This window comes from Vallitalea pronyensis, assembly GCF_018141445.1.
GTDB classification, from domain to species: Bacteria; Bacillota; Clostridia; order Lachnospirales; family Vallitaleaceae; genus Vallitalea; species Vallitalea pronyensis.
Genome location: NZ_CP058649.1, coordinates 2,151,467 through 2,176,368, shown reverse-complemented (window position 1 = coordinate 2,176,368; position 24,902 = coordinate 2,151,467). Strand labels below are relative to the sequence as shown.

Annotated in this window: 24 protein-coding genes; 3 read left to right on the top strand and 21 right to left on the bottom strand. The window is 37.5% G+C overall.

What is annotated here, in order from left to right; genetic code table 11:
• Nucleotides 1-322 precede the first annotated feature (322 nt).
• From HZI73_RS08915 to HZI73_RS08900, 4 genes are all read right to left on the bottom strand, one after another.
• A complete protein-coding gene (locus HZI73_RS08915; protein WP_212697898.1) occupies nt 323-1,504 on the bottom strand; it encodes an MFS transporter in 1,182 nt (393 codons plus the stop codon).
• Between the two features lie 279 nt (nt 1,505-1,783).
• Nucleotides 1,784-2,626: a VanW family protein gene (locus tag HZI73_RS08910; protein WP_212697897.1), complete on the bottom strand. Its 843-nt coding sequence runs from the start codon at nt 2,624-2,626 to the stop codon at nt 1,784-1,786.
• Nucleotides 2,627-2,756: 130 nt separating this feature from the next.
• Nucleotides 2,757-4,727, bottom strand: a complete 1,971-nt coding sequence (locus HZI73_RS08905) for a sensor histidine kinase (protein ID WP_212697896.1) — start codon at nt 4,725-4,727, stop codon at nt 2,757-2,759.
• Nucleotides 4,702-5,391 carry a response regulator transcription factor gene (locus tag HZI73_RS08900; protein WP_330619712.1) on the bottom strand — a complete coding sequence of 230 codons (690 nt, stop codon included), beginning with the start codon at nt 5,389-5,391 and terminating at the stop codon, nt 4,702-4,704. Before HZI73_RS08900 ends, HZI73_RS08905 begins: the two co-directional genes overlap by 26 nt.
• A gap of 338 nt (nt 5,392-5,729) precedes the next feature.
• Here HZI73_RS08900 and HZI73_RS08895 point away from each other — a divergent pair, with 338 nt between their 5' ends.
• Complete coding sequence (locus HZI73_RS08895; RefSeq protein WP_212697895.1) at nt 5,730-6,587, top strand: AraC family transcriptional regulator; 858 nt, start codon at nt 5,730-5,732, stop codon at nt 6,585-6,587.
• 79 nt (nt 6,588-6,666) lie between these two features.
• On the opposite strand, the gene HZI73_RS08890 is transcribed toward HZI73_RS08895, so the two are convergent.
• The 7 genes from HZI73_RS08890 to HZI73_RS08860 all read right to left on the bottom strand — a co-directional run bounded on the left by HZI73_RS08890 (nt 6,667) and on the right by HZI73_RS08860 (nt 13,163).
• Complete coding sequence (locus tag HZI73_RS08890) at nt 6,667-6,813, bottom strand: hypothetical protein (RefSeq protein WP_212697894.1); 147 nt, start codon at nt 6,811-6,813, stop codon at nt 6,667-6,669.
• A 232-nt stretch (nt 6,814-7,045) separates the two neighbouring features.
• A complete protein-coding gene (locus HZI73_RS08885) occupies nt 7,046-7,453 on the bottom strand; it encodes a YjdF family protein (RefSeq protein WP_212697893.1) in 408 nt (135 codons plus the stop codon).
• A gap of 201 nt (nt 7,454-7,654) precedes the next feature.
• Nucleotides 7,655-8,446: a TPM domain-containing protein gene (locus tag HZI73_RS08880; RefSeq protein WP_212697892.1), complete on the bottom strand. Its 792-nt coding sequence runs from the start codon at nt 8,444-8,446 to the stop codon at nt 7,655-7,657.
• Between the two features lie 9 nt (nt 8,447-8,455).
• Nucleotides 8,456-9,019: a LemA family protein gene (locus HZI73_RS08875; protein ID WP_212697891.1), complete on the bottom strand. Its 564-nt coding sequence runs from the start codon at nt 9,017-9,019 to the stop codon at nt 8,456-8,458.
• A 276-nt stretch (nt 9,020-9,295) separates the two neighbouring features.
• A complete protein-coding gene (locus HZI73_RS08870; RefSeq protein ID WP_212697890.1) occupies nt 9,296-10,243 on the bottom strand; it encodes a C39 family peptidase in 948 nt (315 codons plus the stop codon).
• A gap of 169 nt (nt 10,244-10,412) precedes the next feature.
• Nucleotides 10,413-11,738, bottom strand: coding sequence for a GEVED domain-containing protein (locus HZI73_RS08865; protein WP_212697889.1), 1,326 nt, complete (start codon nt 11,736-11,738; stop codon nt 10,413-10,415).
• 240 nt (nt 11,739-11,978) lie between these two features.
• A complete protein-coding gene (locus HZI73_RS08860) occupies nt 11,979-13,163 on the bottom strand; it encodes an alpha/beta hydrolase (protein ID WP_212697888.1) in 1,185 nt (394 codons plus the stop codon).
• Nucleotides 13,164-13,403: 240 nt separating this feature from the next.
• Here HZI73_RS08860 and HZI73_RS08855 point away from each other — a divergent pair, with 240 nt between their 5' ends.
• Together HZI73_RS08855 and HZI73_RS08850 are read left to right on the top strand one after the other, a co-directional pair.
• Nucleotides 13,404-13,847 (top strand): cell wall hydrolase, encoded by a 444-nt coding sequence (locus HZI73_RS08855; protein WP_212697887.1) that lies wholly within the window; start codon nt 13,404-13,406, stop codon nt 13,845-13,847.
• A 44-nt stretch (nt 13,848-13,891) separates the two neighbouring features.
• Nucleotides 13,892-14,263 carry a hypothetical protein gene (locus HZI73_RS08850; protein WP_212697886.1) on the top strand — a complete coding sequence of 124 codons (372 nt, stop codon included), beginning with the start codon at nt 13,892-13,894 and terminating at the stop codon, nt 14,261-14,263.
• 118 nt (nt 14,264-14,381) lie between these two features.
• Here the strand turns inward: HZI73_RS08850 and xylB are convergent, their stop codons facing one another.
• From xylB to HZI73_RS08800, 10 genes are all read right to left on the bottom strand, one after another.
• A complete protein-coding gene (gene xylB / locus HZI73_RS08845; RefSeq protein WP_212697885.1) occupies nt 14,382-15,905 on the bottom strand; it encodes a xylulokinase in 1,524 nt (507 codons plus the stop codon).
• 11 nt (nt 15,906-15,916) lie between these two features.
• Nucleotides 15,917-17,134, bottom strand: coding sequence for an ROK family transcriptional regulator (locus HZI73_RS08840; protein ID WP_212697884.1), 1,218 nt, complete (start codon nt 17,132-17,134; stop codon nt 15,917-15,919).
• Nucleotides 17,135-17,250: 116 nt separating this feature from the next.
• The gene (xylA, locus tag HZI73_RS08835; RefSeq protein WP_212697883.1) at nt 17,251-18,549 is read right to left on the bottom strand and encodes a xylose isomerase; all 1,299 of its coding nucleotides are present in this window, start codon (nt 18,547-18,549) and stop codon (nt 17,251-17,253) included.
• Nucleotides 18,550-18,776: 227 nt separating this feature from the next.
• Entirely contained in the window at nt 18,777-19,409 is a 633-nt protein-coding gene (locus HZI73_RS08830; RefSeq protein ID WP_212697882.1) for a flavodoxin family protein, read from the bottom strand.
• Between the two features lie 199 nt (nt 19,410-19,608).
• Nucleotides 19,609-19,818, bottom strand: a complete 210-nt coding sequence (locus HZI73_RS08825) for an HPr family phosphocarrier protein (protein ID WP_212697881.1) — start codon at nt 19,816-19,818, stop codon at nt 19,609-19,611.
• A 3-nt stretch (nt 19,819-19,821) separates the two neighbouring features.
• Nucleotides 19,822-20,298: a PTS sugar transporter subunit IIA gene (locus HZI73_RS08820; protein WP_212697880.1), complete on the bottom strand. Its 477-nt coding sequence runs from the start codon at nt 20,296-20,298 to the stop codon at nt 19,822-19,824.
• A 114-nt stretch (nt 20,299-20,412) separates the two neighbouring features.
• Nucleotides 20,413-21,789 (bottom strand): N-acetylglucosamine-specific PTS transporter subunit IIBC, encoded by a 1,377-nt coding sequence (gene nagE / locus HZI73_RS08815; protein WP_212697879.1) that lies wholly within the window; start codon nt 21,787-21,789, stop codon nt 20,413-20,415.
• Nucleotides 21,790-21,944: 155 nt separating this feature from the next.
• Complete coding sequence (locus tag HZI73_RS08810; protein ID WP_212697878.1) at nt 21,945-22,790, bottom strand: PRD domain-containing protein; 846 nt, start codon at nt 22,788-22,790, stop codon at nt 21,945-21,947.
• A gap of 40 nt (nt 22,791-22,830) precedes the next feature.
• Nucleotides 22,831-24,543 (bottom strand): phosphoenolpyruvate--protein phosphotransferase, encoded by a 1,713-nt coding sequence (gene ptsP, locus HZI73_RS08805; protein WP_212697877.1) that lies wholly within the window; start codon nt 24,541-24,543, stop codon nt 22,831-22,833.
• Nucleotides 24,536-24,799 (bottom strand): HPr family phosphocarrier protein, encoded by a 264-nt coding sequence (locus HZI73_RS08800; protein WP_212697876.1) that lies wholly within the window; start codon nt 24,797-24,799, stop codon nt 24,536-24,538. The genes ptsP and HZI73_RS08800 overlap by 8 nt, the downstream gene beginning before the upstream one ends.
• Nucleotides 24,800-24,902: the final 103 nt, after the last annotated feature.

Here is a 24,902-nt window from a genome sequence, read left to right as displayed (position 1 = left end):
TCCTAAGATAAAACTTCTTTAACGATTACTGTGTATTATATAAAGTCTGTTATAATCTTCCCATAACCCCATTATATTATAGCATGATAAAACACATTTGGGTTAATTTACTTTAGAAAAAATCTGACAAGGGGACGTTTCGTTTGTCATGTTTTGTGCGAAGGCATGACACGCGAAACGTCCCCTTGTCAGATTTTTGTGGCATAAGGATGACAAACGAAACGTCCCCTTGTCATAAGGATGACAAACGAAACGTCCCCTTGTCATAAAAAACGTGTTAATGAAAGCGTTCATTAACACGTTTATGTTCATTCTATTAAATTTACACTTGGGTTGTTAGTTTTCTTCCTAATACAACTGTAAGCATTTTTAAAAGGGTTAATACCACTGCCAAGTACATAAATCCACTAAAAATAGTATAGTGGGTAGCCAAGTAACCAAAAGGTAATCCGATAAGGGCTACTGCCAATCGACTCAGTAAAGAGTAGGCTGATTCAATGGTTGCTCGGTATTGTTCAATGGCATGGTCATGTAAATAACCATAAATAAGAGGTTCTATGACAGCGGATGCAAAATAGATAAGCATCACTGCAAAAATACTGAACCAATGATGATATAAGGCTAGCCATAGAAATCCTATGGTAATCATGGTCATTGCAAATCGTATCATTGAATGAAAACCAAACTTTTCTTTTAGTGATGTTGCTCGTATACTACCGATTACCACTGCACCAAATCCAAAGACGTTGATGATGCCAAAATAAATAACAGGTATATCAATGGCTTGCATATAAAGCTGCCAAAACTCATCAAGATATACAATAACACCACCACTCATGATACCAATCAATGTGATGTAACGTATATGCTTCTTGCTTAGCATAAATGTCCATACCTGAGACCAATCTTTTTTAGACCAAGTAGGCTGTGCGGCTTGTTCTTGACTTTTTGGCACTTCTTTTAATGTCAAGGTGATAATAAATGCTACAATCACACTACCTAATGAAATCCAATACGTGGTAACATACTGAAACTTAGCTGCCACCAATGCACCTAATAAGCCACTTATCATGACCCCTAGGTATTCAATGGCTCTCACCCTGCCAAGAACTTTTTCAAAATGACTTATTTTATCGCTTGCTCGTAGTGTATCGTATATAAATGCGTGATGGGCACCACTTTGAAAGGCATGACCAATGGCTGATAAAACAATGGCCAATGCAAAATGCCAAAAATTGGTGGCAAAGATAATGATCACAAATTCCACAATGGCTAGTAACGCATCAATCCTAATAAATGTTGTCCTAGAAAAACGGTCAGCCAGCATGCCTGTTGGTAGCTCAAACACCATCACCACTACGGAATAAATAATCTCAATCCATACCACTTGTTCAATGCTTATACCACGACTTGCCCAAAAAAGCCTTTCGATAACGTAAGCCAAAATAAAGCTATGAAAAAGGGTATACAAATATATTTTTATAATATTATGGTTGTTGTTCATATGTGTCCTCCTTATGTTTATCTCTTATGTTTTAAGACAAATAAAGGTGGACCATTTCCTGGGTAATAAAGTAGGTATTAAGGTCTGCCTCGGGCCATCTATACCATCTCCTTTTATTATTTTTTATAGTATACCATGTAAGCTAGTGCGATACAAGTTGAGAAAGTAATCTATATTTTATGAACTGCTTCATATCATAAACGTATCCAAGAAGAGAATCATTCCATGGTTACTATTATCCTATTCATGAACAGATCATCCGTCTATTTTATCCAATCCTTAGCTGGTTTCCTTCATGCTCTTTATCCGATTAGGCTCAATGTAAGAAACATCGTATAAAACTTTGGCATGATTTTTAGTCAGTAATAGATGACTAACTAGACTACCTGTATTTTTATTAATCTTATTTTGATAGATTTCGTTATGTCGATAATAATCGTCACCTATTTGTTCAAAGTAGCTATTTTCTTCAACGATATGATAACTGTATGCTAATGGTTCATCACATCTTAATTCACCACACAAATAATCATCGGTGGTATGGCATAATAATTGAAACGTGTGTTCCGTTTCATTTAATAATTGGTAATCCAGATAATTATACATAATGGATGTACCTGTACCAAAGGGAACTTGTCTTCCAAAATCTGGAAACATATCCATATGATGGTGATGGTGGTGTTCCACAATGGTTAGTGGACTGTGAAGTGCCATCCAGTGAATCAGATTAGTAAATTGGCACATACCACCTCCAATACCTTGATGCATTTCACCTCCTTTTATAATTAATCCCTCCTGGTAACCTTTTGATTCGGTACAATTACCCACTAACTTCCAAAAAGAAAACTGCTGTCCCGGTTTCAGGATCACCCCATTCACACAAGGTGCTGCCAGCTTTAAATTAATGGCTTTATTATCTTGCAAAACCATATCCACCTGACCCAGTTTTCGTCTTATCAATGATTTGTGCTGATATATTCGTTCTGGTAGTGGTTCTTCCATGAATGTATCCACATACTTCTTTCTGGACATAAACCACTGTAATCGCCTTAACCCTCTTCCCTTTAATACGGATAGTTTATAAGTTAGTGGACATAGTTGACAAAATAACTTTCTTGACATATAATCACCCTCATTAATAACGCCTCATTGTTAACCCTCTGCTCTATTTAAATCTAGACTTATAAAAGTCCTTTTCTAAATACTAGCACAGCTCCATAGCCTATTCAAATTAACGATTATTAAATCTTTATTAAGGATTTATGTCATGGTGTGTTGGCAATTGAATGGTTGCTTTGAATAGATCCCCATCAATATGAATATGAAAGCTTCCTCCTTGAACTTCCATAAGGCTCTTAACAATGGATAAACCAAGTCCCGTTCCTTCTGTGCTCCTTGAAGCATCCCCTCTTTTAAAACGTTCCATCAATTCTTCTGCCGGCACATTAAGACGATAAGCTGATATGTTTTTAAAGCATATGGCGACCCACTGTTCATGATGGGTAATATCAATATACACCCTTGACTGATTAAGGGCATATTTCATGATATTGGAGAAAAGGTTCTCCACAACGCGCCATAGCAAACGTCCATCCCCCATCACCTCTATGGGCTCCATATGTTCTAGAACCATGATAAGGTTTTTCTCCTCAATGCGCTCATGTAATTCCCCCATGGCTTGATTGATAAGTGCCAACATGTTAATATTCGTCCGGTTAACCGTCATATTTCCGCTGGAAGCTTTTGCTGCTTCAAATAAGTCATCTGTCAATTTTTTTAGCTGATGGGCTTTTTTCTCAATGGTAATAATATGTTTTTCTTTGTTCTCTTCATCTTTATCATGTTTTAACAAATCTGTGAATGTAATAATAGACGTTAAAGGCGTCCTAAGATCATGGGATACGTTGGTAATGAGTTCTGTTTTCATCCGTTCACTTTTCATTTCATTTTCCATAGCAAGATTGAACCCTTGACGAATGCTGTTCACATCATCCGCTAGATTTTTCATTTCCCCCCGGGTTTTGATATCAATTTGCCCCGTTGCAGCCCCTTCTTTCAGGGCTTCAATTTCTTGTCGTATATGATTATAGTCTTTTACTCTATTACCAATGATACGTAAACCTATAAAAATGGTTATTGGAAAAATGGGCAGGGTCACAATAAGTAGAAGAGAGTACCCTACTACCATCATGGTTACTTTCTTCCCTACGTTGCCTTGATGATAACTGTTTTGAATAATATGTTGACACCATTTGAAGATCCGATAAATGGCTGTATGTTTAAACAAAGTTTTATGTTTCTTATGACGGCATAATCCTAAAAATAAAGTCAGTAACACAGCACTTATTATCATGGATTCTAGGAAAACTTCAATGGGCATCTTAACCTTCATTTTGAACAATGCAAAAGTAATTCTAACCCACATATACATAGCAACAAACATAATGATAATATTTATATCATTATAGAGTTTGTCCATACCAAATAGTGATCGTTCCTGGTCATCAAAGGTTCTTTTGCCACAGTATTTCATAAGATAGAGGACTGCTAAAACACCCAAAAGCATTAATCCAACTGTATATCCTAAACGCACATATACAGCTTGTCGTACCTTTTCGGAGTCTTCTGTACGGGATTGGATATATTCGTCTTTAAATCCCAGATACAAATGATAGCCGTATTTTGCTTCACTCTTTATCCAGTTTAGAGGGGTAAGGTGCTTCGCTAAAGCTATAGGGTACGCTTCAATACCCGTCCCATCCATTAACACATAAGCTGGATATTTTCTATATGCTTCTTTATCCAACGGTCCTCTTGATAAGATATCGTAGTAACAATAATCAATACCACCATACCCTTTACTGTTTAATTCATTATTTAAGTCTGTATTTAAATCCATGTATAATTCAGGATAAGATTCCATGGCTAATTTAGATGATTGATGTAAAGCCTTAAATCCTTTATTCGGATTATCATGATGATAATATTTAGGAAAGAAGTATTTACCCAAAATATCCTGAAGACCTATCATGTCGTTTTCAAATGCTGGTGTCGTAAAATAATTCTCACTAAACAAGCTGCTGCGTATACGGTTATCATAGGTTATGAATAAATCCACACATATGGTAATGGATGAGGCGGCACAACCAACTGCTAGGACAAACGCAAAGACCTTGGATGCCAAGAATAGAAAGTCTTTATATTTTTTCAACTTTATAGCCAATGCCCCACACCACCTTCAGGTATTTTGGTTCTTTTGGGTTAATTTCAATCTGTTCTCTAATCTTTCTTATATGAACAGCTACTGTATTTTCAGGATTAATGGCTTTCTCTTCCCATACTTGCTCGTAGATTTGTTCAATGGAAAAAACACGACCAGCATTCTCTGTTAACAGCTTCAAAATTTTGTATTGCAGGGGCGTCAACTGAATGTCTTCACCATCAACAGTGATTTGCTTGCAGCCATCATCCACCAATAATCCACCAGTTGTAAAGACATCCTTTTTGGTTTCAATACCACCAAGAGTTGTAAAGCGTCTTAATTGTGATTTAACCCTTGCAATTAGTTCTAATGGGTTAAAAGGCTTGGTGATGTAATCATCTGCCCCCATATTAAGCCCCATGATTTTATCTGTATCTTCCACTTTAGCAGACAACATAATAACAGGTATATTAAGTACTTCTCGAATCCTCTTTGTAGCCCTTATTCCATCCATTTCGGGCATCATAATATCCATAATAACAAGATGTATTTCTTTTTCTTTTATGATCCGAAGAACCTCTATACCATTATAAGCTTTGAAGATGTTGTAGCCTTCATTTTCTAGGTATATTTCTATGGCTTCAACAATTTCTCTATCATCATCGCATACAATTATATTCATCATTTAACTCTCCCCTGAATCAACATCATTATTTTCCTTATCATAAATCTTCACTATTATATCATAACAAAGTAGAATCTTCTATGCCCAATGTTGACATAATAGGATATCATAAGCTCTATATAATAAGCATTTCATACATGATACTTACATAAGCTTACCAATAAAATGTAACGAATTCCTTCATAAACTTCTTAAGAAATTCTTAATTCTTCCACATAAATATGATAGAATAGATACACGTTCTATCTACTTGGCAAATCTGTCCTAAGTGAGCAATTAAGAACAGGAAATAAATCTATATACTGCCTATACTGTTATTATGAAAGGAAGGTGAGCCAATGAATTGGTTCAAAGCTATGAATCATGCTCTAAGCTACATTGAAGACCATATCGAAGATGACTTAAAATCTGAGGACATTGCAGCTATAGCCCTTTGTTCTAAACATCATTTTCTAAGAACATTCACCATGTTAACAGGTATATCGCTAGGTGAATACATTCGACAACGACGGCTGTCACTTGCTGCAAAAGATCTCATATCTACCCATCATAAAATTATTGACATTGCTTATAAGTACGGTTATGAGACGCCTGAAGCTTTCTGTAAAGCCTTCAAAAAGCTCCATGGTATGGCACCTTCACAGGCTAGGAAACATAGCTTGTCATTGAAAGCAATTCCACCACTCTCTTTTCAAATAACGATTAAAGGAGAAACACGTATGGATTATAAGATTATTGAAAAAGATGCTTTTCAACTGGTAGGCTTAACACGTAATGTCACAACCGAACACGAGCAAAATTATCAAATTGTTCCAGCGTTTTGGCAAGAGATATGTAAAAAAGGTATTACGAAAAAAATGGAGGCACAATCGGACACCAAGTACGCTGTATGCTACAACTATGACGCTGAGATAAAAGAATTTAAATACATGGTCGGCATTGAAGGGACACATATTAACGATGTTGAAGGCACTGAAGTCCTAGAGATACCCAAAAGCACTTGGGCGATATTTGAAAGTGTTGGACCTATGCCTCATGCTATACAAAAAGTATGGAAACGTATCTACTCGGAGTGGTTCCCTGCAACCAAATATGAGCATGCCAGCACACCTGAATTAGAAGTTTATCTTCCAGGTGATGCAACAAGTGATGACTACCGTTGTCAGGTCTGGATTCCAATCGTTGAAAAGAAGTAATCACATTCACCATTTCAAGGACTAGTGTAAGAACAGCTAACAGAGAATAAGACAAAATAAAAAAGCTATAAATCGCTGTTTATAATGAAGATAACTCTTCATAGCGTTTTATAGCTTCTTCGATTGTGAGACGCTTATCTTTATGCTCCGACTGAGTTTCTCTTTTGGAAAACAGATGGGGAACGATTTTGTTAATAATTTCCAATACTTGTGCCATCGTGTGCATCAACCTCCTTATATAATGATTATACATCAACAAAATGTTAAATACTTTACACAAATATTTCATTTGTATTACAGATTTCAAAGTAATATGTTTTTATTTGTTTTCATACCTTGTGGCAGTGCCCCATCATCCATTAGAAACAAGATATACTTAACAAAACAATAAAAAACTTCCCTAACTGTAGAGGATTATGATAGTAACCCATCTACTGTCTAAGGAAGCTCAACTGTCTTTAATGTCCTTTTCTTTTTTCTTTCTTTTTCAATTGCTTCTGTTCATAAACCTGGCGCTTACGATGTTCTTTTTCTGCTTTTGTAAGGCTTCTTTTCTCTCTTTTTTTAGTCTCCTGTTGGCGCTTTATGGCTTGTTGTGCTTTTGTACCAATACCTTGGGTATGCATGGCTTTTTTTACTTGTCTTTGAAGACGTTTTGGATTAAGTTTTAACTTCTTCTTCATCTCCACCTGCATAGGTAAACTAAACGTTAACAGATGATAGTCTCTGTTAATCATAGCATAGATGTCATAATCCTTTGGTTCTGCCCCAAAAACCACCTTACATACCTGTATAGTATCTTCATCTGTTCGTTCAAAGACACCAACCCAAAAAGGATTGTCAAAGTAAACCGTTAATTGAATCATCTTACTTCCTCCTGTGACAGCTAATGATTCAAGAAAGGACAACCCCAGGAGGGCAGGTTACTGACAGACATGGTCTGCATTCGGACTACCAACCGAATCGTGTTTTTATCTTGTAGCCTTTATGTTACTTCTATTATATTGTATCACTAACTGCATCAACATGCCACCTTATGTCCTATTTTATCCTTATTGCTTAAGGTCCTACCAGCTTCCACTGGAACCGCCTCCACCAGAAGAACCACCGCCTCCAAAATTACCCCCGCCGGAACCACCGCCAAAGCCTCCACCGCCTCTGCCGCCTCTACCACCACGATTAATAAAAATCATCAGCAATAGAAAACGGGATACACGACCTCGATTGATGGTTAAATCGAGAATAAATAATAAAATAAGAATAAATTTACCTGCACCGTCAAAAAATCTAACGAGAAAAGACTCATTATTGGTTCGAGGCTGTTTTTCAATATCTAGTGACTCTTGATCCAGTTCATACTCTACAGCTATTTTTTCCATGATAGTATTAAAACCCGCAAGGATACCTTCGTTATAATTACCTTCTTTAAATCTAGGCAGGATTTCATCGGATTGTATGTTACTTGCTGTGATATCTGGAATAGCACCTTCTAATCCATAACCGACTTCTATCCTAACAACTCTTTCATTGGGTGCCACCAATAATAATAAACCGTTATTTTTATCTTGACTGCCAATTTGCCATGCTCTAAAAAGTAAGTTGGCATATTCTTCTAACGTTCTATCCTGTAACGAATTAACCGTGGCGACTACTACCTGTGCTCCTGTTTGTCGATACAGATTTTCGTTAACTTCTACGATGTATCTTTCCGTATCCTCTTGGATAATATTTGCTTCATCATAGACATAGAACGCAACACTGGGTTGTGGTAATTCAACATCCGTTGCCTGAACCATCCCACATGGCATGATCAGGCTTATGATAAACAACATCAGTAAACATATTTTTTTTATTGTCATAAAATCATCCTAGAATTCGACGTTGGGTGTCTCTTGATCGGCTTCACTGACTTCAAAATATTCTCTTTGCCCCATACCTAATAGATTCGCAAATATCACTGTAGGAAATCGCTTCGCGCGACTATTAAACGTTCTAACAGATTCATTATAATCTCTTCTTGCTACAGCAATACGGTTCTCCGTTCCCTCCAACTGGGTTTGCAGGTCAAGAAAATTCTGATTGGATTTTAAATTAGGATAGCTTTCAACAACCACATTCAATTGCTTAAGTGCAGCCGTTAACTGTGCATCTGCTTCTGCATATTCGCTAGGTGTTCTAGCATTGGTCACACCAGCTCTTGCTTCTGTTACACCAAGCAATACTTCTCTTTCCTGCTCTGCAAAACCTTTAACCGTATTCACAAGATTAGGAATAAGATCCGTTCTTCTTTTTAGCTGGTTTTCAACTTGTGCCCATTGTGCATCTACAGATTCATTTAACTGAATAAGATTATTGTAAGTACTTATCCCACCAAATATACCTATAATCAAAATACCAACAATAATCAATAATATGATGGTTCCTTTTTTCATGTTATACACTCCTTGTTATTCTGTCATGTTTTATAAGTCACCAGTTACACAATGATTGAATCATTGCGTTATAAGGACCGAATGCTTTATCTATACTATATATATGATCATGGAACATTGAACATGTTTCCTATCCTACTGTATAGTATTTTACATTTCTAGTATTTTTACTAATCCTTACAAGTTGTTTTGTTAAGAAATTAAGTGAACGCTTCTATTTCATTTGTTAAATGGACTTTCCTAGTCAATAAAAAAGCATATAAGCGACAACCCATGCTATGCCGCCTCATATGCCCATAAGTTTTTTGTTTGTTTCATAAACACGTCCATATCCCATACCTGCTGACTATTTTTTGTACTATTGGGATCATTTACCATTATTTTGCCTTCATCTGTCATATGTGTGAGTACAATAAAGTGACCTTTTTCCGTAAAAACACCAGGACCCATTACAGCAATAATTGGTTTTCCGGCCTTTAATGTATTTTGAATAACTTTCTCTGATAGATTTAATTTTTCTACTTTTAATCCAAATACTTTCGCACCCTCTGCCATCAAACTCCAGCTGCTTCCAAAACCTTCTACTGCATAGCCTTCATGGGATGCAAAATCTGCTATGGCTTTTGGATGTTTACTTGTGTCCCCTGTAAGACCAACAATCACCATGGATAGAGCTGTTGGTCCACAACCCGTAAAACCCATGGCACGACCACTATACTTGTAATACCCCCAACGCTTGTCCCACTGTAAAAATAAGGGGAATTCATTTTCTATATAGTCTTCAGATACATCAATGGTTTCGCCTGTATTGTTAGCAGGATACTGTTCCAAATAATCTAAGGCAAATCCAATGGTTTCTGGATTCCGCATAACAAGGTCAAGGACTTCTTTTGGGTATTTCTCTTTCTGCTCCATAAAACGTTCTATAGCTGGGTTATTGCTTAACCGTTCATCTAAATCTGATGTTTCTGTTTCACTTTCCAAGGCTATTGGAGGTGGTGAACCAGCACCCATGTTTGGAACAAATTGTTTAATTTGTGCTAAAATAGGTTCTCTATAAAGATACACACAAAGGAAGAGACATGCTACGGATAGGAAACATAGCATGGACCTTCGTTTTCGACGCTGTCTGGTATCTTTCCAGCGTCTTCTCTCCTGTACTATCTGCCTTCTTTCTATTCTTCTACGTTCATATGCCATTGCTCTTTCATTATTGTTGTGCATGATTTATTCTCCCCTAATTATTTCTGATTCCATTATGCATGCCATGGATTAAAAATAAATAATGAGAACCTTAAATTATGATTAAATTTTAATATCTACTAAAGGTATTCTATAAAAACCGAAAAAATAGCCACATGAATAATTGTTCATTCACGTGACTATCTGAAAACTATTGAATGGTAATGGTATAATCCTCTGCTTCACCATCACCTATATTACCAGAAGAAGTTGGCTGACCATTATACTTCATGACAACCCGCATACGGGTTGAGCCTGTATTGGCTGATGTGGGTATGGTAATGGAACCAGACACAGTAGATTTACCTGACCCACTGAATACCTCTTCGCCAGCATCTGTAAAATCATTATCTTGGTTAAAATCAATCCATATCTTCCAATACTCTGTGTATGTGCCACTTTTAAACCCTGGCATCAGTGATACATTGTACGTATTGCCTTTTGTTGCATTCAAAACTTGGCTTGTAAAATCCCCATAACCCCCGTTATCACCGGATACATGATTAAGGGTACCTATTTCTACACTTGAAATCCACTCATAGTAAGAACGGCCTCCTATGGTTGGATACGTATTTGGTGGTTGGCTACCACCACAACCTACGTTAATGGCCGATGCATAGTCAGCGGTTAAATTAGGACTTGATAACTTTTGAATGTCATCATACAGCCACATAAAGCCGCCTGCTATGTCATAATCATTCTTCCAAGTTGTCATCTGACTCTGTACGGCACTTGCAGTAAGTCCCCCGCCACTATGTAAACACCATAGACCAGGTATCACTTTCATACCGAGTAAGTTCTGCCATGTGCCTGGATTATTTCCAGCGCCACCTGCGTAACATTGTAAGTACACTCTATCCACGTTACTGCCCAATTGATTTTTAACGGACTGCCAATAAGATGTATTGGTATAAGGGCATAGAGTGACTTTTGCTCCCATTTGAACACACATCTGTCCAAAGGCTACAGACGATGCAACATCATATGTTTTTTCGTCATCATAGTTAACTGCATCAGCACCAGTTGCATTAATTAATGCTTGAAAGTTTTTATATAGAACCGTATCCGACCCTGTACCATAGGTGTCAATGTGTTTTTTAATATTATCAAAAGCGCCGCTTCCCCATGCACCTACACTGATTTCTATCCGATTAATGGATGTGTCACCTTGTTTCAAAGACTGCCAATTATCAACCCACGATTGTTCTCCAACATAGGCACCGTCTTTACAAACAAGAAGATCATTTAAATAAAGGTCTCCGTTTTCCCACACATGAACGGCCCAGATCATAATGGTATTGAAACCTGAAGCTTTTAAATCATCCACAACGGATTGTCCCCCATTAACAAAACTACCTCCGCCATATACCGCTGACACAGGTTCTTCTTGTGCCTGTACAATAGGTGTTACTTGAAACATTAAGCCAATCATCATAAAGCAAATAATCATGAAACTAAGTATACCTTTCTTGTTCAATGGATAATACCTCCTCTAAAGATAGACAACGATAGGTTGTCTTCATTTCATTATATTTGCTCCATTTCTGTATTATGCTTAATTCTATCATTTTACAAAATTTTTTTAAGAGACAAAGGACCTGACAGATATATTACCATTTGCACGTCCATTAGAGGCTGACTTTCATATCTGCTTTATTGGTTCCCTTACCCTTAACATGAAGGTAATCCCTTTTTAACATTGATGGCATCATCATTTTCACATAACGGGTTGTATCTTCTCCTTATACTCCACGCCTTCAAATCTTAATGGATTCAGTTGAACATCATCATGACCTAACAAGTATTTTTCAAAAAAATAAGCATGATACTTGGTTATAATATCTCTGAAGTCATACTTCTCTCTTAATCCAACCATTCCTTTTAGAACAGCTTGCCTTGAACCAAATAATACATCGCAGAATCCCCAATGGGAAGTCTTATCAAGAAGTATAAAGTAGGCATCCTTGGAGTTATAACGAAACGTGGTTCTTGCAATGTTACGCATAACAAATGAACCTAAAACCATAAATGGCGTCTTCATATCTTGATACAGATAATCCCCCCAATTGCCACCATCAATATTAATACCACCTATGAATCTTTTATCCCTATAGCACACTTGAGCTGATACTGCACCGCCAAGTGAATGTCCTGTTATCCCAAAACCTCTATCGATTTGTAATTTGTTCTTAAATAGCGATGGTATCTTTCCATCATGTATAGCCTCTAATTGATCTGCAATAAACAGGGTGTCATCAGCCCATATTTTTACAGTATGTGATAGTTCTGCCCCCTCTTTTATAAAAAGAAATTCTGCCAGTTCCATAGCCTTTTTATCGGAATAGTTTTTTCTCTTATCTCTTAATACCTTTATTAACTTTCTTTTATACGTCATGTTTGTAGATTTTTTAAGACGTTTAACATTAGCTTTGTGAACTTTAACAACCCTTCCATCCTTATATTGAATAGCAGATGATTCATATAGATGTCCTACAGAAATGACAATATAGCCTAGACTCGCTAAGTCGGAACATAACACAGTATTTTGCATTTCATAGGCAGGATAGCCATGATTGAAAAAGATGATCGGATACGATTCTTTTTTTTGTGAAATGGCTATGTTTTCATATACCTGTGTCTTCAATTTCACCATGTGCTTCGACCAAAAACCTTGTGTCATTTTGTGAAGGACTTCTAATGCCTCTGGAAAAGCATAAGGTGCCCCTATAAGACCTTCCGAACTATCTGATGGATAGAAAACAGTTATGGGTACGTTCCTGTATGCGTCTTTATCTTCAAATGGGAAAACCTGTTTTCTCGTTTTATCTGTCAGTACCATTTGGGTTATACCAACAGTGTATGTACCCACTGGTTTTGGGAGCTCTTTTACATTACCAAACATATGATTCCTCCTTTTTAAGTGTTAACATTGTTACGTAACAATGTTAACACTTCTTTTTGCCTTTGTCAACAAGGATTATTCGCTTACCCACCATTAAGATACATGTGTTCATCATTTTCATCTCAATACATTGTTATTTTATATGGGCATAAGAAAACGCACATAATGGCATGTCTGATGTGTCAAAATTTCCAGTCCATTAATATAATAAATTAAACATAAACATAAAGGTATGAAAGGATGGCTTATTCAGCTCGAGAATTACTCGCAAGAATAATAAAATGTGAAGCTGGCGGCGAAGGTGAATTAGGTATGAAAGCTGTTGCAACAGTCGTCATGAACAGAGTACATGCAGCTGACGGAGAATACCAAAGAGTGAATCAAGGGGATTTAAGAAATGTTATCTACCAGCCTGGGCAATTTGATTGTGTCAGATCCGTTTTAGGTGGTGTAGCTAATCCCCAAACAATCTGGGCCAGCCCACCTGAACAAATTCATTATGACATAGCCGACTGGGCTTTAGCTGGTAATCAGGTATACAATCTTGGGAGTTCTTTATGGTATATGAACCCATTCCAGCCAGATTGTCCCATTTATTTTCCTTATAATAAAGCTGGTGTGATCAATTCAAGAATAAGAAAACATTGTTTTTACGATCCTACACCCTTATATGAGGATACTTAACATGTGCATATAAAATAAAAAAATAATATGGAGGAGTTATTTTTATGTATAGAAATAATGCAGATTATCCTGGTCTGTCAAAAGGGTACTGTTATAGTAGGCAATCACCAGTTAATCAGTCCAAAGGTAATCTAAACAATTATGTGAAACCAACAGAAACCAATAACGACAACAATGACACAAGACTGCCACCTGTTATAACAAGTCCTTTGTATTTACAAGGCTATCTCAGAACAAAAGTCGGTGAATTCATGCGTGTGAATTTCCTACTTGGCACCAATACCTTTGTTGATAAAGATGGTATTCTTGAACAAGTGGGCGTAGATCATATCGTATTAAAAGACATCAACACAGGTGAAGATGTCATAGCCGATTTATATTCCATTAAATTTGTAGAAATCCCAAACGAACAATAAAACATAGCCTATGGTCTCAACATCATAAGAAGGGGCATCTCATACAAGCAATTGTGTTAGCAGAAGTTTATGACTAACTTGCTTAATGAGACGCCCCTTCTTTTATGGATGCATCATGCTATAATAAGGCTTGATGAGCCTTAAATGTATCTTTTAATTGCGCATACAGCTTTGCATATAACGTATAGAACTGCATATATCGCTGATGATTGGCTGTGTTAGGCTGGATGCCTTCACCATAGTCAATTAACTGTTCACAAGCTTCTTCCACCGAGGAAAAGACGCCAGTGCCTACACCTGCTAAGATGGCAACCCCTAAGGCTGGTCCTTCAGACGCATGGATAGTTGTTACAGGACGATCATAGATATCCGCTTGCATCTGTCGCCATAGGGCACTCTTACTGCCGCCACCTGATACACGTACCGTGTTTGTTTCTATGCCTAAGTCATGAATTAAGGTTAGACAGTCTCTTAAGCTGTAGGTGACACCTTCCATGATGGCACGAATCATATCTCTTTTCGTATGAGATGGTGCAATACCAAAAAATACGCCTTTAGCATAAGGGTCTAGATGAGGTGTTCTTTCTCCCATCAGATAAGGTAAATACATTAACCCTTTTGAGCCAACTTCTGCTTGAGCTGCTTCTTTGGTCATCAATTCATAAGGGTCACAGCCCATATCCTCTGCAACATGCTGCTCATTGGTACAGAAATTATCCCGATACCATCTTAAGGATAGACCTGCACCTTGAGTGACACCCATCACATGCCAAGCACCTGGTAAAGCATGACAAAAAGTCTGGATACGTCCCTTAGGATCTTTTAATGGTTTGTCTGTATGGGCAAATACAACACCTGACGTACCAATGGTTGCCGAGACATGTCCTTTAGCAATAATACCATTACCAATAGCTCCAGCGGCTTGGTCCCCTGCACCACCAACTACAGGTGTTCCCTTAGCAAGCCCCGTTAACTGGCTCACATCAGCTGTTACACCACCCGTTACTTCAACGGATTCATACACCTTGGCTAATAGGTTTCTGTCAATACCCAGTAACTCAAGAAGTTCATCACTCCAATCACGCTTCTCAATATCTAACAACTGCATACCACTAGCATCGGATACTTCTGTGGCATACACACCTGTTAACTTCAATCGTATATAATCTTTTGGTAAAAGAATATGATGGACCCGCTCATAGTTCTTGGGTTCATTGTCCTTAACCCATAGAATTTTACTCGCTGTAAAACCCGTAATGGCAGGGTTACCTGTAATCTCAATCAGTTTATCACGACCTACTATAGCTGTCATGTCATCACATTGCTTCTGGGTTCTCTGATCACACCATATGATGGATGGACGTATGACTTGATTGTGTTCATCTAACAGAACAAGACCATGCATTTGTCCTGACAACCCAATGCCTTTTATCTGATCCGGTTCAATGCCGGATGCATCGATCACTTGTTTGATGGTGTTTGCTACAGCATGCCACCAATCCTCAGGGTTTTGCTCTGCCCACCCAGCTTTTGGTTGGGCCATACCATACTCTTCTAAGGCACTGGCCACTTGCTTACCCTTTGTATCAAAGAGTACTGTTTTGGTGCCTGATGTACCAATATCTATGCCTAATAAATACATATGCTTTCCTCCTAGATAACCTTCTCACTACCGTATAGCAGTTCTTGAAGGGGTAATAATGCCGCACCTAATACAGATGATTTTTCTTTCAGACTGGATAACATGATCTTATGGTCTGAAGGCTTATAGAATATATTGTTGTTGTAGACCTGTTCCTTCAATTGACTCATAAAGTAGTCTCCATAGAGACTTAAGCTGCCACCAATGACGATGTAATGTGGATCAAGACCATTCACGATATTTTTAATACCAATGGCAAGATACTGAATGAGTTGTTCTACAATCCTGACAGCCTCTGGCTCTTTCAATTGAAAACGCTGAAAAAGCTCATCCACGGATATCGCTATACCATAGGCATCATGACACGCCTTTTCCAAAGCTTTTGTGGACACATAGGTTTCAAGACACCCTTTATTGCCACAAGTACATGAAGGACCATGAGGGTTTACCATCATATGACCAAATTCTCCAGCACGATGGTTTTTCCCTCGATAGAGGTAACCTCTAATGACAATACCTGTACCTACCCCTTCATTAATGGACAGATACACTAAGTTACGCATCTGTTTAGCGATACCCAGTGCATTTTCTGCTATAGCTGCTGCATTGGCTTCATTTTCAATATAAATCTTCGTTTCTAAAATAGCCTCATACTGGTTAAAATCAATACTTTTTATATCTGTATTCGGTGCCACTTCAAAAATACGATGCTCTTTATTTACAGTTCCTCTTAGTGAAAAACCAACACCCAACACATGTTCTACGGCTATGGCATGTTCTTTTAACATAGCATGCATCTCTTCTCTAACATGGGTAATAAAGGCATTCATATTTTTATAATGAAAGTCCACTTGTTTTGTAGCTTTTATCTCTGATTTCAGATTAGTTAACACCATATCATACCCATGGGATGTGACATCAATGCCTATACTGTACTTGGCATCGGGTAAAAACTGCAGCACTGCTGGTTTTCTTCCACCTGTAGATGTGGCTACACCTGCTTGCGCTATGTAGCCTTCATCTATAAGGGTGTTAACATTATGGGTAACGGTTGGGATGCTTAATCCCAATGCCTTTGATATCTCCTGCTTTGTTAATTGGTTTTCCTGATAGAGACATTGCAGTATCTTCTTGCTATTGGACATCTTAATGCTTTCTCGATCGATATCTTTTAATAAAAACATGTCTTCACTCATTTCTCCATATTCTTTCGCATTAACACCTATCATAATTTCTTTTCTTATTATAACACATGTCTTGATGATCCAATATATACCTTGTCTTACATAACATCCTAATGATGCTTAGGCATGTATAGCGTTTAATGGCATTCTATCTATTCTATTTACAGATAGGTGTTGATGATACCTTCCAGCATCTCTTGTCTACCTGAATTATTTTTAATTTCTCCAAGTTCTAGAGCATATTGGGATAGTTCATTAAAGTTCACTTGTCCATCCACGATTTTCTTACCTATACCTGATTCAAAACTTGCATAACGCTCATTAAGAGGATTAATCAGCGCTTTATCTTCTAACATTTTATGTGCATTTCTAAGTCCTCTTGCAAAAGCATCCATACCGACAACATGGGCATAGAATATATCTTTTTCATCAAAAGAGCCTCTTCTGCATTTTGCATCAAAGTTAAGACCACCTTTATGCAGTCCTCCATTTTGCAAGATTTCATACATAGCAAGAGTGGTTGTATAGATATCCGTTGGGAACTGATCTGTATCCCATCCTAACAGTAAGTCACCTTGGTTGGCATCTACACTACCAAGGAAGCCATGAACTCTAGCAAGATGCAGTTCATGTTCTAAGGTGTGACCTGCCAGTGTTGCATGATTTGTTTCAATGTTCATCTTAAAATAATCATCCAAACCATAGGTCTTAAGGAAGCCAATAACTGTAGCTGTGTCAAAATCATATTGATGCTTTGTAGGCTCTTTTGGCTTTGGTTCGATTAAGAATTGACCTGTAAATCCAATTTCTTTTGCATAGTCCACAGCCATATGTAAGAATCTGGCTAAATTATCCTGTTCCAATTTCATGTTGGTATTGAGAATGGTTTCATAGCCTTCTCTTCCACCCCAGAACACATAGTTTTCTCCACCAAGTTTATGGGTTAATTCCATGGCTTTTTTCACTTGAGCTGCTGCCATAGCAAATACATCTGCATTACAAGCTGTTGCTGCACCATGCACATATCTTGGATGCGAGAAATTATTAGCCGTTCCCCATAATAGTTTTTTGCCTGTTTGCTTCATGTATTCCCCAATGCTATCAGCTATAGTGTCCAAATTACTTTGGAATTCTCTTAAACTTTTACCTTGTGGAGCTATATCCGCATCATGGAAACAGAAAAATGGTATATTTAACTTGTCAAGTAATTCAAAGGTTGCTTCTACACGTGCTTTTGCTTTATCCATAGGGTCTGTATACGCATTCCATGGACGAATCATGGTGCCTACACCAAAGGGGTCTGCTCCTTCACCTGTAAGTGTATGCCAGTAAGCCATTGAGAATCTCAAATGTTCTTCCATGGTTTTATCACCAATGACTTCTGTTGGGTTATAATACTTAAATGCTAATGGGTTCTTTGAATCTTTTCCTTCATATTGAATATGCTTCATGTCAAACATCTTAATTCCTCCCTATATTTTACCATATGCCCATCATTTGGATGAGCATGATCTGGTAGCTTGTAAGTTCAGTGTAACACATCACCCATACTTTTTCAACACACTTTTTAAAGTTATTTTAATAAGTTAATTCTTTGTATATGCATCATATAACTATACAATAAAAAAGAACCGTGCACCACGCCATATCATCCATGGTTAAAGGTTCTTTCCTTCAATTGAATCGTTTACCTTATAAAATTTGTATACTGCTTATTTTCTGCCTCAGGTTCTGGGGTTTCTTCGGTATGACGATTTTTTTTCAAAGACCATGCAAGGTTTTTACCCAATACACGCATGATTTGAACACCCTCATCATCCTGTAATGCTTCCCCTGGTTTTGTACCATGAATAACATTCCAATAATTAGAATTAGGCATGGTAATCTCTGAATAATTAAGATAATTGTTTAATTGATTAAAGGTTGGTAAACCACCTGAGCGTCGAACAGCAACTACCGATGCCCCTACCTTGTGCCGAAATAAGTTACCGTTCATACTGGATACATAAAAAGCACGATCTAAAAAAGACTTCATGGTACCGCCAATAGCTGCAAAATGTACAGGTGAACCTAAAATCATACCATCTGCTTCTTTCATAACCTGAACCCATTCATTGACGTCATCATGAGCAATGGCACATCGTTCATCTCTATTCTTAATACATTGATTACAGGCTATACATCCTCTAATGGTTTTATTGCCTACATGGATAATCTCCGTTTGGATGCCTTCTTTTTCCAATACATCCGTTACTATTTTTAGAGCATGATAGGTATTGCCCTCCTTTCTAGGACTTCCGTTAAAAGCCACAACTTTCATGTTTTGCCTCCTTTATTTTAAAATAAGGGGCTGTCTTATAAAGCAAGACACCCCATTTTAGTCTATTCCCTTATATCCTACTTCATTTTAATGACTTTTGCAAACATAAATCCTTATTTCTTGCAGCATGTTTTGCACCATGTCTTCTACACTAAGCATCTCGATAGTCTAGAAAGAATACCTGTAGTGCCTTTTGGGCTTATAATTCATCAACACCGTTAATGATTAATTCAACAACATCCCCTTTAACCACTTCCAATGTCATCACATTGAGGATACTCTTACCATTAGCTATCTGATTGTGTAATTTAAGCTCAATGTCTGATTGATACTGGGTTGCTTTGTTAACAAAGAATGTAGCTGGTCGAGCATGAAAATCAAAGGTTAACTTAACGTTCACCTTAACCATATGTTAAGACCCCCATATCTCTAAGATAACGCCACTGGACGTTTTTTCTCTTATTTGACGCCCTTTTAACTTTTTTACTTGTTCCATGTTGGTGATAATCATTGGGCATATGGTTGATTTATGCTGCCCTTTAATATATGCAAGATCCATTTTAATAAGAGGGTCTCCTTGTTTAACCCCTTGTCCCTCTTGTACAAATGCTTCAAAACCCTTGCCCTTTAACTCAACCGTATCAATACCCAGGTGAAGCAATATTTCAAACCCATTAATGTGAAGGGCTATTGCGTGGTTTGTAGGAAATATCTGCATGACAATGCCATCACCAGGAGACTTTATCATGCTGTCATAAGGTAAAAATGCTACCCCATCACCAATCATTTTATTGGAAAATACTTGATCGGGTACGTCTTCCATTGGTATCACTTCACAATGTGTTGGCGCATGTAATGAAGTGACTTTTTTATTAAAAAACTTGAACATCTGAATCCCCCTTATTAAGTCATTCAGGAAAGTTAAACTAACGTCACTCATCTAAATGAAAAGTCCTAAAACACTGGACATTTACAGATAGCTCATGATCACTTATTTAAGTTCCTAAATAATACGTTTCATCTCATCCACAATGAGCTCAGCTTGTGTGCCTACGACAATTTGCATGTTTTTCTTGGTTGGTCTGATCACACCTGATGCACCTAAATTCTTAAGGTCTTCATCATGAATGATGCTTGCATCCTTGATGGTTAATCGTAACCTTGTGATACATGCATCAATTTCTTCAATATTATCACTTCCTCCAAGTGCAACAATGTATTCTGCTGCAAGACCTTCTAACCCTTTTTCTTTTATAATGCTGCTACCTGCATCATTGCCCACTTCATCTAAACGACCAGGTGTTGGCAAGTTAAACTTTTTAATGATGACTACAAAGAAGAAGTAATAGACGACAAAGGTGATGCCTCCAACAACAATAAGTAACAGGGGATTGGTAGCAATATTAAAGTTCAAAAAATAATCCAGGAAACCTGCTGAGAAGCCAAAGCCTAGTTTCATACCTAACATGGCACATACCACCATGGCTATACCTGTGAGTAGAGCATGTCCTATGTAAAGTACTGGTGCTAAGAACATGAATAAGAATTCTAATGGTTCCGTTATACCTGTTAAGAATGCCGTAAACGCAACAGAAAATAATGCCCCTGATATAGCTTTTTTATTAACCTGTTTAGCAGTGGTATACATAGCAAGTGCAGCTGCTGGCAAGCCAAACATCATAATGGGGAAGAATCCTGTCATAAATAGCCCTGCATTAGGGTCACCTGCAAAGAAACGGGAAAGATCCCCTGTGGCACCTTGAAAATCACCAAACACAAACCAAACTAAGTTATTGAGAATATGATGTAAGCCAGTCGGTATAAGTAGTCGGTTAAGTGTACCGTAAACAAATGCACCGGTTTCTCCTGAGTTAACTATCCATTCACCTGTATTACTGATTACCTCTTGAACAGGGGGCCATATCAAGCTAAAGACTAATGCAACCAACATGCTTATAAAAGATGATACGATCGGTACAAATCGTTTTCCACCAAAAAAACCTAGCCATGCTGGTAATTTAGTACCGTGAAAACGATTGTAGCAATTACCTGCTAAAATACCGGATATAATACCTGCTAAAGCACCCATATCTGTTTTCTCACCAATAAGCGAATCAAGCCCAAAAGTAAGTACATAGTAACTAATAGCACCGGCAAGACCTGCTGCTCCATGATTGTTCTTAGCCAGTCCGATGGCGATACCAATAGCAAAAATCATAGGCAGATTGCTAAAAATAGCTTCTCCAATACTAAAGATAAAGGGTATGTCTAATAAATCTGGTGCCCCTAGCCTCAAAAATAATGAAGCGACAGGAAGCACTGCAATGGGAAGCATAAAAGCTTTTCCTAATTTTTGAAGCTTAGTAAATAAGTTGTTCATGTAAAACGCCTCCTATTATTATGATTTCATATATCCCTCTCTTTACTTAAAGGGATTATGTAAAAAGGCATAAATCCTATTCAATAATCGCTCAACTGTTTCATTGAACGTGGAATAAGATTTATGCCTGCTTTACCAGTAACACATCTTGCTATTTAATTAATGGATTCTTTGAGTCTTTCAATATGCAACGCCATAAAAGCTAATTCATCCTCTGGCACATGGATACCATTTTCTTCATGAAGCACGCTGCCAACTTTCAAGGCAATTGTATAGGCCTCTTTTAATTTCACTTTAATGTCATCCAATAAGGGATTAACAATACTTTTTTGAGCATCCACCCGTTCCATACATTGTCTCAAATGTTTGATTAAACGGCTATAGAGAATCTTATCTCTATCAATATTGCCTCCAATATCCTGTTCAACGATAGTCACCATTTTTTGAATAAGTCGTGTGTGTTTTACCGTGTCTTTAACTTTTTTATTTTGCCTTGCCGAATGGATATGAAGGGCGATGAAACCTACCTCATCATCTGGTATTGTGACACCTAAACGCATTTTTATAAGCACTTTGGCTTGACAGCCTACTTGAAACTCTTCCTTGTAAAGTGATTTAATCTCATAGAGAAAAGGATTATGAATGACCATTCCTTGTTTAATGCGTTCTAAGGTAAATCCAATATGGTCCGTAAGTGCCACATAGATATGAGCATTCAACGACTGAAACGTTTTCTTGGCCATCTGTATAATTTCTTCGCCAACAGCTATGATACGATAATCCATATGACGAATCATGCTCATATAATCATCTTTTTCATGGTCGATATGCTGTAAAAATACTTTTTCAATTTTATGTTCATCGATGATGTATTCTTTACCTGTTTTTTTTCCAAAGCCAATACCCTTACCAATCAGAATAACTTCGCCTTGTTCCTGTTGGCGACCGAGAATCACATTATTGTTAAGCACTTTTTGAATAGCATATGCATGACTACTCACCCTAATCCCTCCCCTTGGTATTTACCCCCTTGGTATTTCTCTACTTATCTAACAGATTGATGATTTCTTCACGGGTATTAGCTTGTAATAACTGATCCATATGCAAATTATCTGTATGCATATGGCATATGTGATGTTTTAGCTTTAATAGCCCTGATGGTATGACGCTAAGCTTATGAATGCCCATGTTTAACCATACATTGGTTAGTTTATGGTCACTGGCTATTTCCCCACATATACTCACAGGTATATGATTGGCTATTGCTGCTTTTGCAACTTGATGAATAGCCCTTATAATGGCTGGATAGTAGGGTGAATAGAGCTTTTGTACCTGTGTATTCATCCGATCTGCAACCATGGTATATTGAATTAAATCATTGCTGCCAATACTGAAGAAATCCACTTCCTTAGCAAATTGATCTGCCAGTATAACAGACGCTGGTGTTTCTATCATCATACCGACTTTCATATGATGATTATAGGCAATGCCTGCTCTGTCTAATTCTTCCTTTATTTCTTGAAGCATTGCTTTGGCCTCTATCAGCTCTTCATAGGCTGTAATCATTGGAAACATAATCTGTATATTCCCGTAGGCACTAGCACGTATAAGCGCTCTTAACTGGGTCTTAAACAGTTCTTGATGGTCTAAACAGTATCGAATGGCTCGATAACCAAGAAAAGGATTTTCTTCCTGTTGGATATTAAGGTATGCAATCTGTTTGTCACCACCTACATCCAATGTTCTTATGGTAACTTCTTTACCTTTCATCTGCTCTGCTACTTCTTTATAGATGATGAATTGCTCTTCTTCGCTGGGCGCTTGCTCTTTGCCCATATATAACAGTTCCGTTCTAAAAAGCCCAATCCCTTCAGCATCATAATATAATGCAACGGCTACATCTTCTACAGATCCAATATTGGCATGCAAGGAACATGTCATATGGTTAAGGGTTTTTGCCTTCTTCCCAACATAGGCCCGAAGCATACTTTCTTCTTCTTCAATGGTCTTCATCAACAGATGATAGTGTTCCTTAGCTGCTTCATCTGGATTCAAAATAACCCATCCATCCTGTCCATCTATAATAATGGTCTGACCGTCTTCCATATGATGCGTTGCATCCTGAACACCCATAATGGCTGGTATGCCTAATGTTCGAGCGATAATGGCCGTATGAGACGTCAATCCGCCTCGTTCAATGATGAAACCAATAACCTTTTCTTTTTCCATACGCATGGTATCCGATGGGGTAAGGTCTTTTGCAACGATTATGGTTTCATTGGGTAAATGGGATATATCTTTTTCTTTTAACCCTAAAAGGATACGAATGAGCCTATTGGATACGTCTGCTACATCTAACGCCCGCTCTCTAAAATAAGCATTATCCAACCCTTGGAACATGTTCACAAAATACGCCTTCACTTCTTCTACTGCCTTAGCAGGATGCATATGCTCTTTAATTCTCTTTTCAATGGCTTCTATATATTCCACATCTTCCACCATCATCTTATGAGCACCAAAAATCTCAGACTCTTCATCTGACAAAGTGGCTTTTGCCTTTCTGTATATGGCATCAATTTCTTCAATGGCTTGTCGATGGCCTGATTGGAACTGACTTAATCCATCTTCGATGGATAAAATAGGGTCTTCAGGAATTCTTACCTTTTCATCCTCATAGACACATACAGTACCTATACCAATGCCATCTGATGCTTTTTGCCCTTTTAATATGTTGTAATGACTTAATTTAAACATGAAAATTATCCTCAACCAGTCTTTTTAATTGGGTGATGGCTTTTTCCTCATCTTCGCCTTCCGTCTTTAATGTAATTTCGTCGTTCATGACTACACCTAAACTCAATACAGACAGAAATTTTTTAGCATCCGCGGATTTGCCATCCTTCTCTACAGCTACATCACAATCAAATTCTTTTGCTTTATTAACAAATACGATAACAGGCCTTGCATGTAATCCTGTTTCTGCTTTTACTGTAACCTTAGCGATTTTCATATATACCACCTCTACTATATTTTTTTAATAATTGGTTTAAAATATACTACATTTCCATGTTATTGGCATATAAAAAGGCATAAACCAATAACAAGGTTTATGC

What these genes read in the sequence shown, in the direction of transcription:
- HZI73_RS08915 (WP_212697898.1), bottom strand. Translation starts at nt 1,504, where the DNA reads ATGAACAACAACCATAATATTATAAAAATATATTTGTATACCCTTTTT.
- HZI73_RS08910 (WP_212697897.1), bottom strand. Translation starts at nt 2,626, where the DNA reads ATGTCAAGAAAGTTATTTTGTCAACTATGTCCACTAACTTATAAACTA.
- HZI73_RS08900 (WP_330619712.1), bottom strand. Translation starts at nt 5,391, where the DNA reads ATGATGAATATAATTGTATGCGATGATGATAGAGAAATTGTTGAAGCC.
- HZI73_RS08895 (WP_212697895.1), top strand. Translation starts at nt 5,730, where the DNA reads ATGAATTGGTTCAAAGCTATGAATCATGCTCTAAGCTACATTGAAGAC.
- HZI73_RS08890 (WP_212697894.1), bottom strand. Translation starts at nt 6,813, where the DNA reads ATGCACACGATGGCACAAGTATTGGAAATTATTAACAAAATCGTTCCC.
- HZI73_RS08885 (WP_212697893.1), bottom strand. Translation starts at nt 7,453, where the DNA reads ATGATTCAATTAACGGTTTACTTTGACAATCCTTTTTGGGTTGGTGTC.
- HZI73_RS08880 (WP_212697892.1), bottom strand. Translation starts at nt 8,446, where the DNA reads ATGACAATAAAAAAAATATGTTTACTGATGTTGTTTATCATAAGCCTG.
- HZI73_RS08875 (WP_212697891.1), bottom strand. Translation starts at nt 9,019, where the DNA reads ATGAAAAAAGGAACCATCATATTATTGATTATTGTTGGTATTTTGATT.
- HZI73_RS08870 (WP_212697890.1), bottom strand. Translation starts at nt 10,243, where the DNA reads ATGCACAACAATAATGAAAGAGCAATGGCATATGAACGTAGAAGAATA.
- HZI73_RS08860 (WP_212697888.1), bottom strand. Translation starts at nt 13,163, where the DNA reads ATGTTTGGTAATGTAAAAGAGCTCCCAAAACCAGTGGGTACATACACT.
- HZI73_RS08855 (WP_212697887.1), top strand. Translation starts at nt 13,404, where the DNA reads ATGGCTTATTCAGCTCGAGAATTACTCGCAAGAATAATAAAATGTGAA.
- HZI73_RS08850 (WP_212697886.1), top strand. Translation starts at nt 13,892, where the DNA reads ATGTATAGAAATAATGCAGATTATCCTGGTCTGTCAAAAGGGTACTGT.
- xylB (WP_212697885.1), bottom strand. Translation starts at nt 15,905, where the DNA reads ATGTATTTATTAGGCATAGATATTGGTACATCAGGCACCAAAACAGTA.
- HZI73_RS08840 (WP_212697884.1), bottom strand. Translation starts at nt 17,134, where the DNA reads ATGATAGGTGTTAATGCGAAAGAATATGGAGAAATGAGTGAAGACATG.
- xylA (WP_212697883.1), bottom strand. Translation starts at nt 18,549, where the DNA reads ATGTTTGACATGAAGCATATTCAATATGAAGGAAAAGATTCAAAGAAC.
- HZI73_RS08830 (WP_212697882.1), bottom strand. Translation starts at nt 19,409, where the DNA reads ATGAAAGTTGTGGCTTTTAACGGAAGTCCTAGAAAGGAGGGCAATACC.
- HZI73_RS08825 (WP_212697881.1), bottom strand. Translation starts at nt 19,818, where the DNA reads ATGGTTAAGGTGAACGTTAAGTTAACCTTTGATTTTCATGCTCGACCA.
- HZI73_RS08820 (WP_212697880.1), bottom strand. Translation starts at nt 20,298, where the DNA reads ATGTTCAAGTTTTTTAATAAAAAAGTCACTTCATTACATGCGCCAACA.
- nagE (WP_212697879.1), bottom strand. Translation starts at nt 21,789, where the DNA reads ATGAACAACTTATTTACTAAGCTTCAAAAATTAGGAAAAGCTTTTATG.
- ptsP (WP_212697877.1), bottom strand. Translation starts at nt 24,543, where the DNA reads ATGTTTAAATTAAGTCATTACAACATATTAAAAGGGCAAAAAGCATCA.
- HZI73_RS08800 (WP_212697876.1), bottom strand. Translation starts at nt 24,799, where the DNA reads ATGAAAATCGCTAAGGTTACAGTAAAAGCAGAAACAGGATTACATGCA.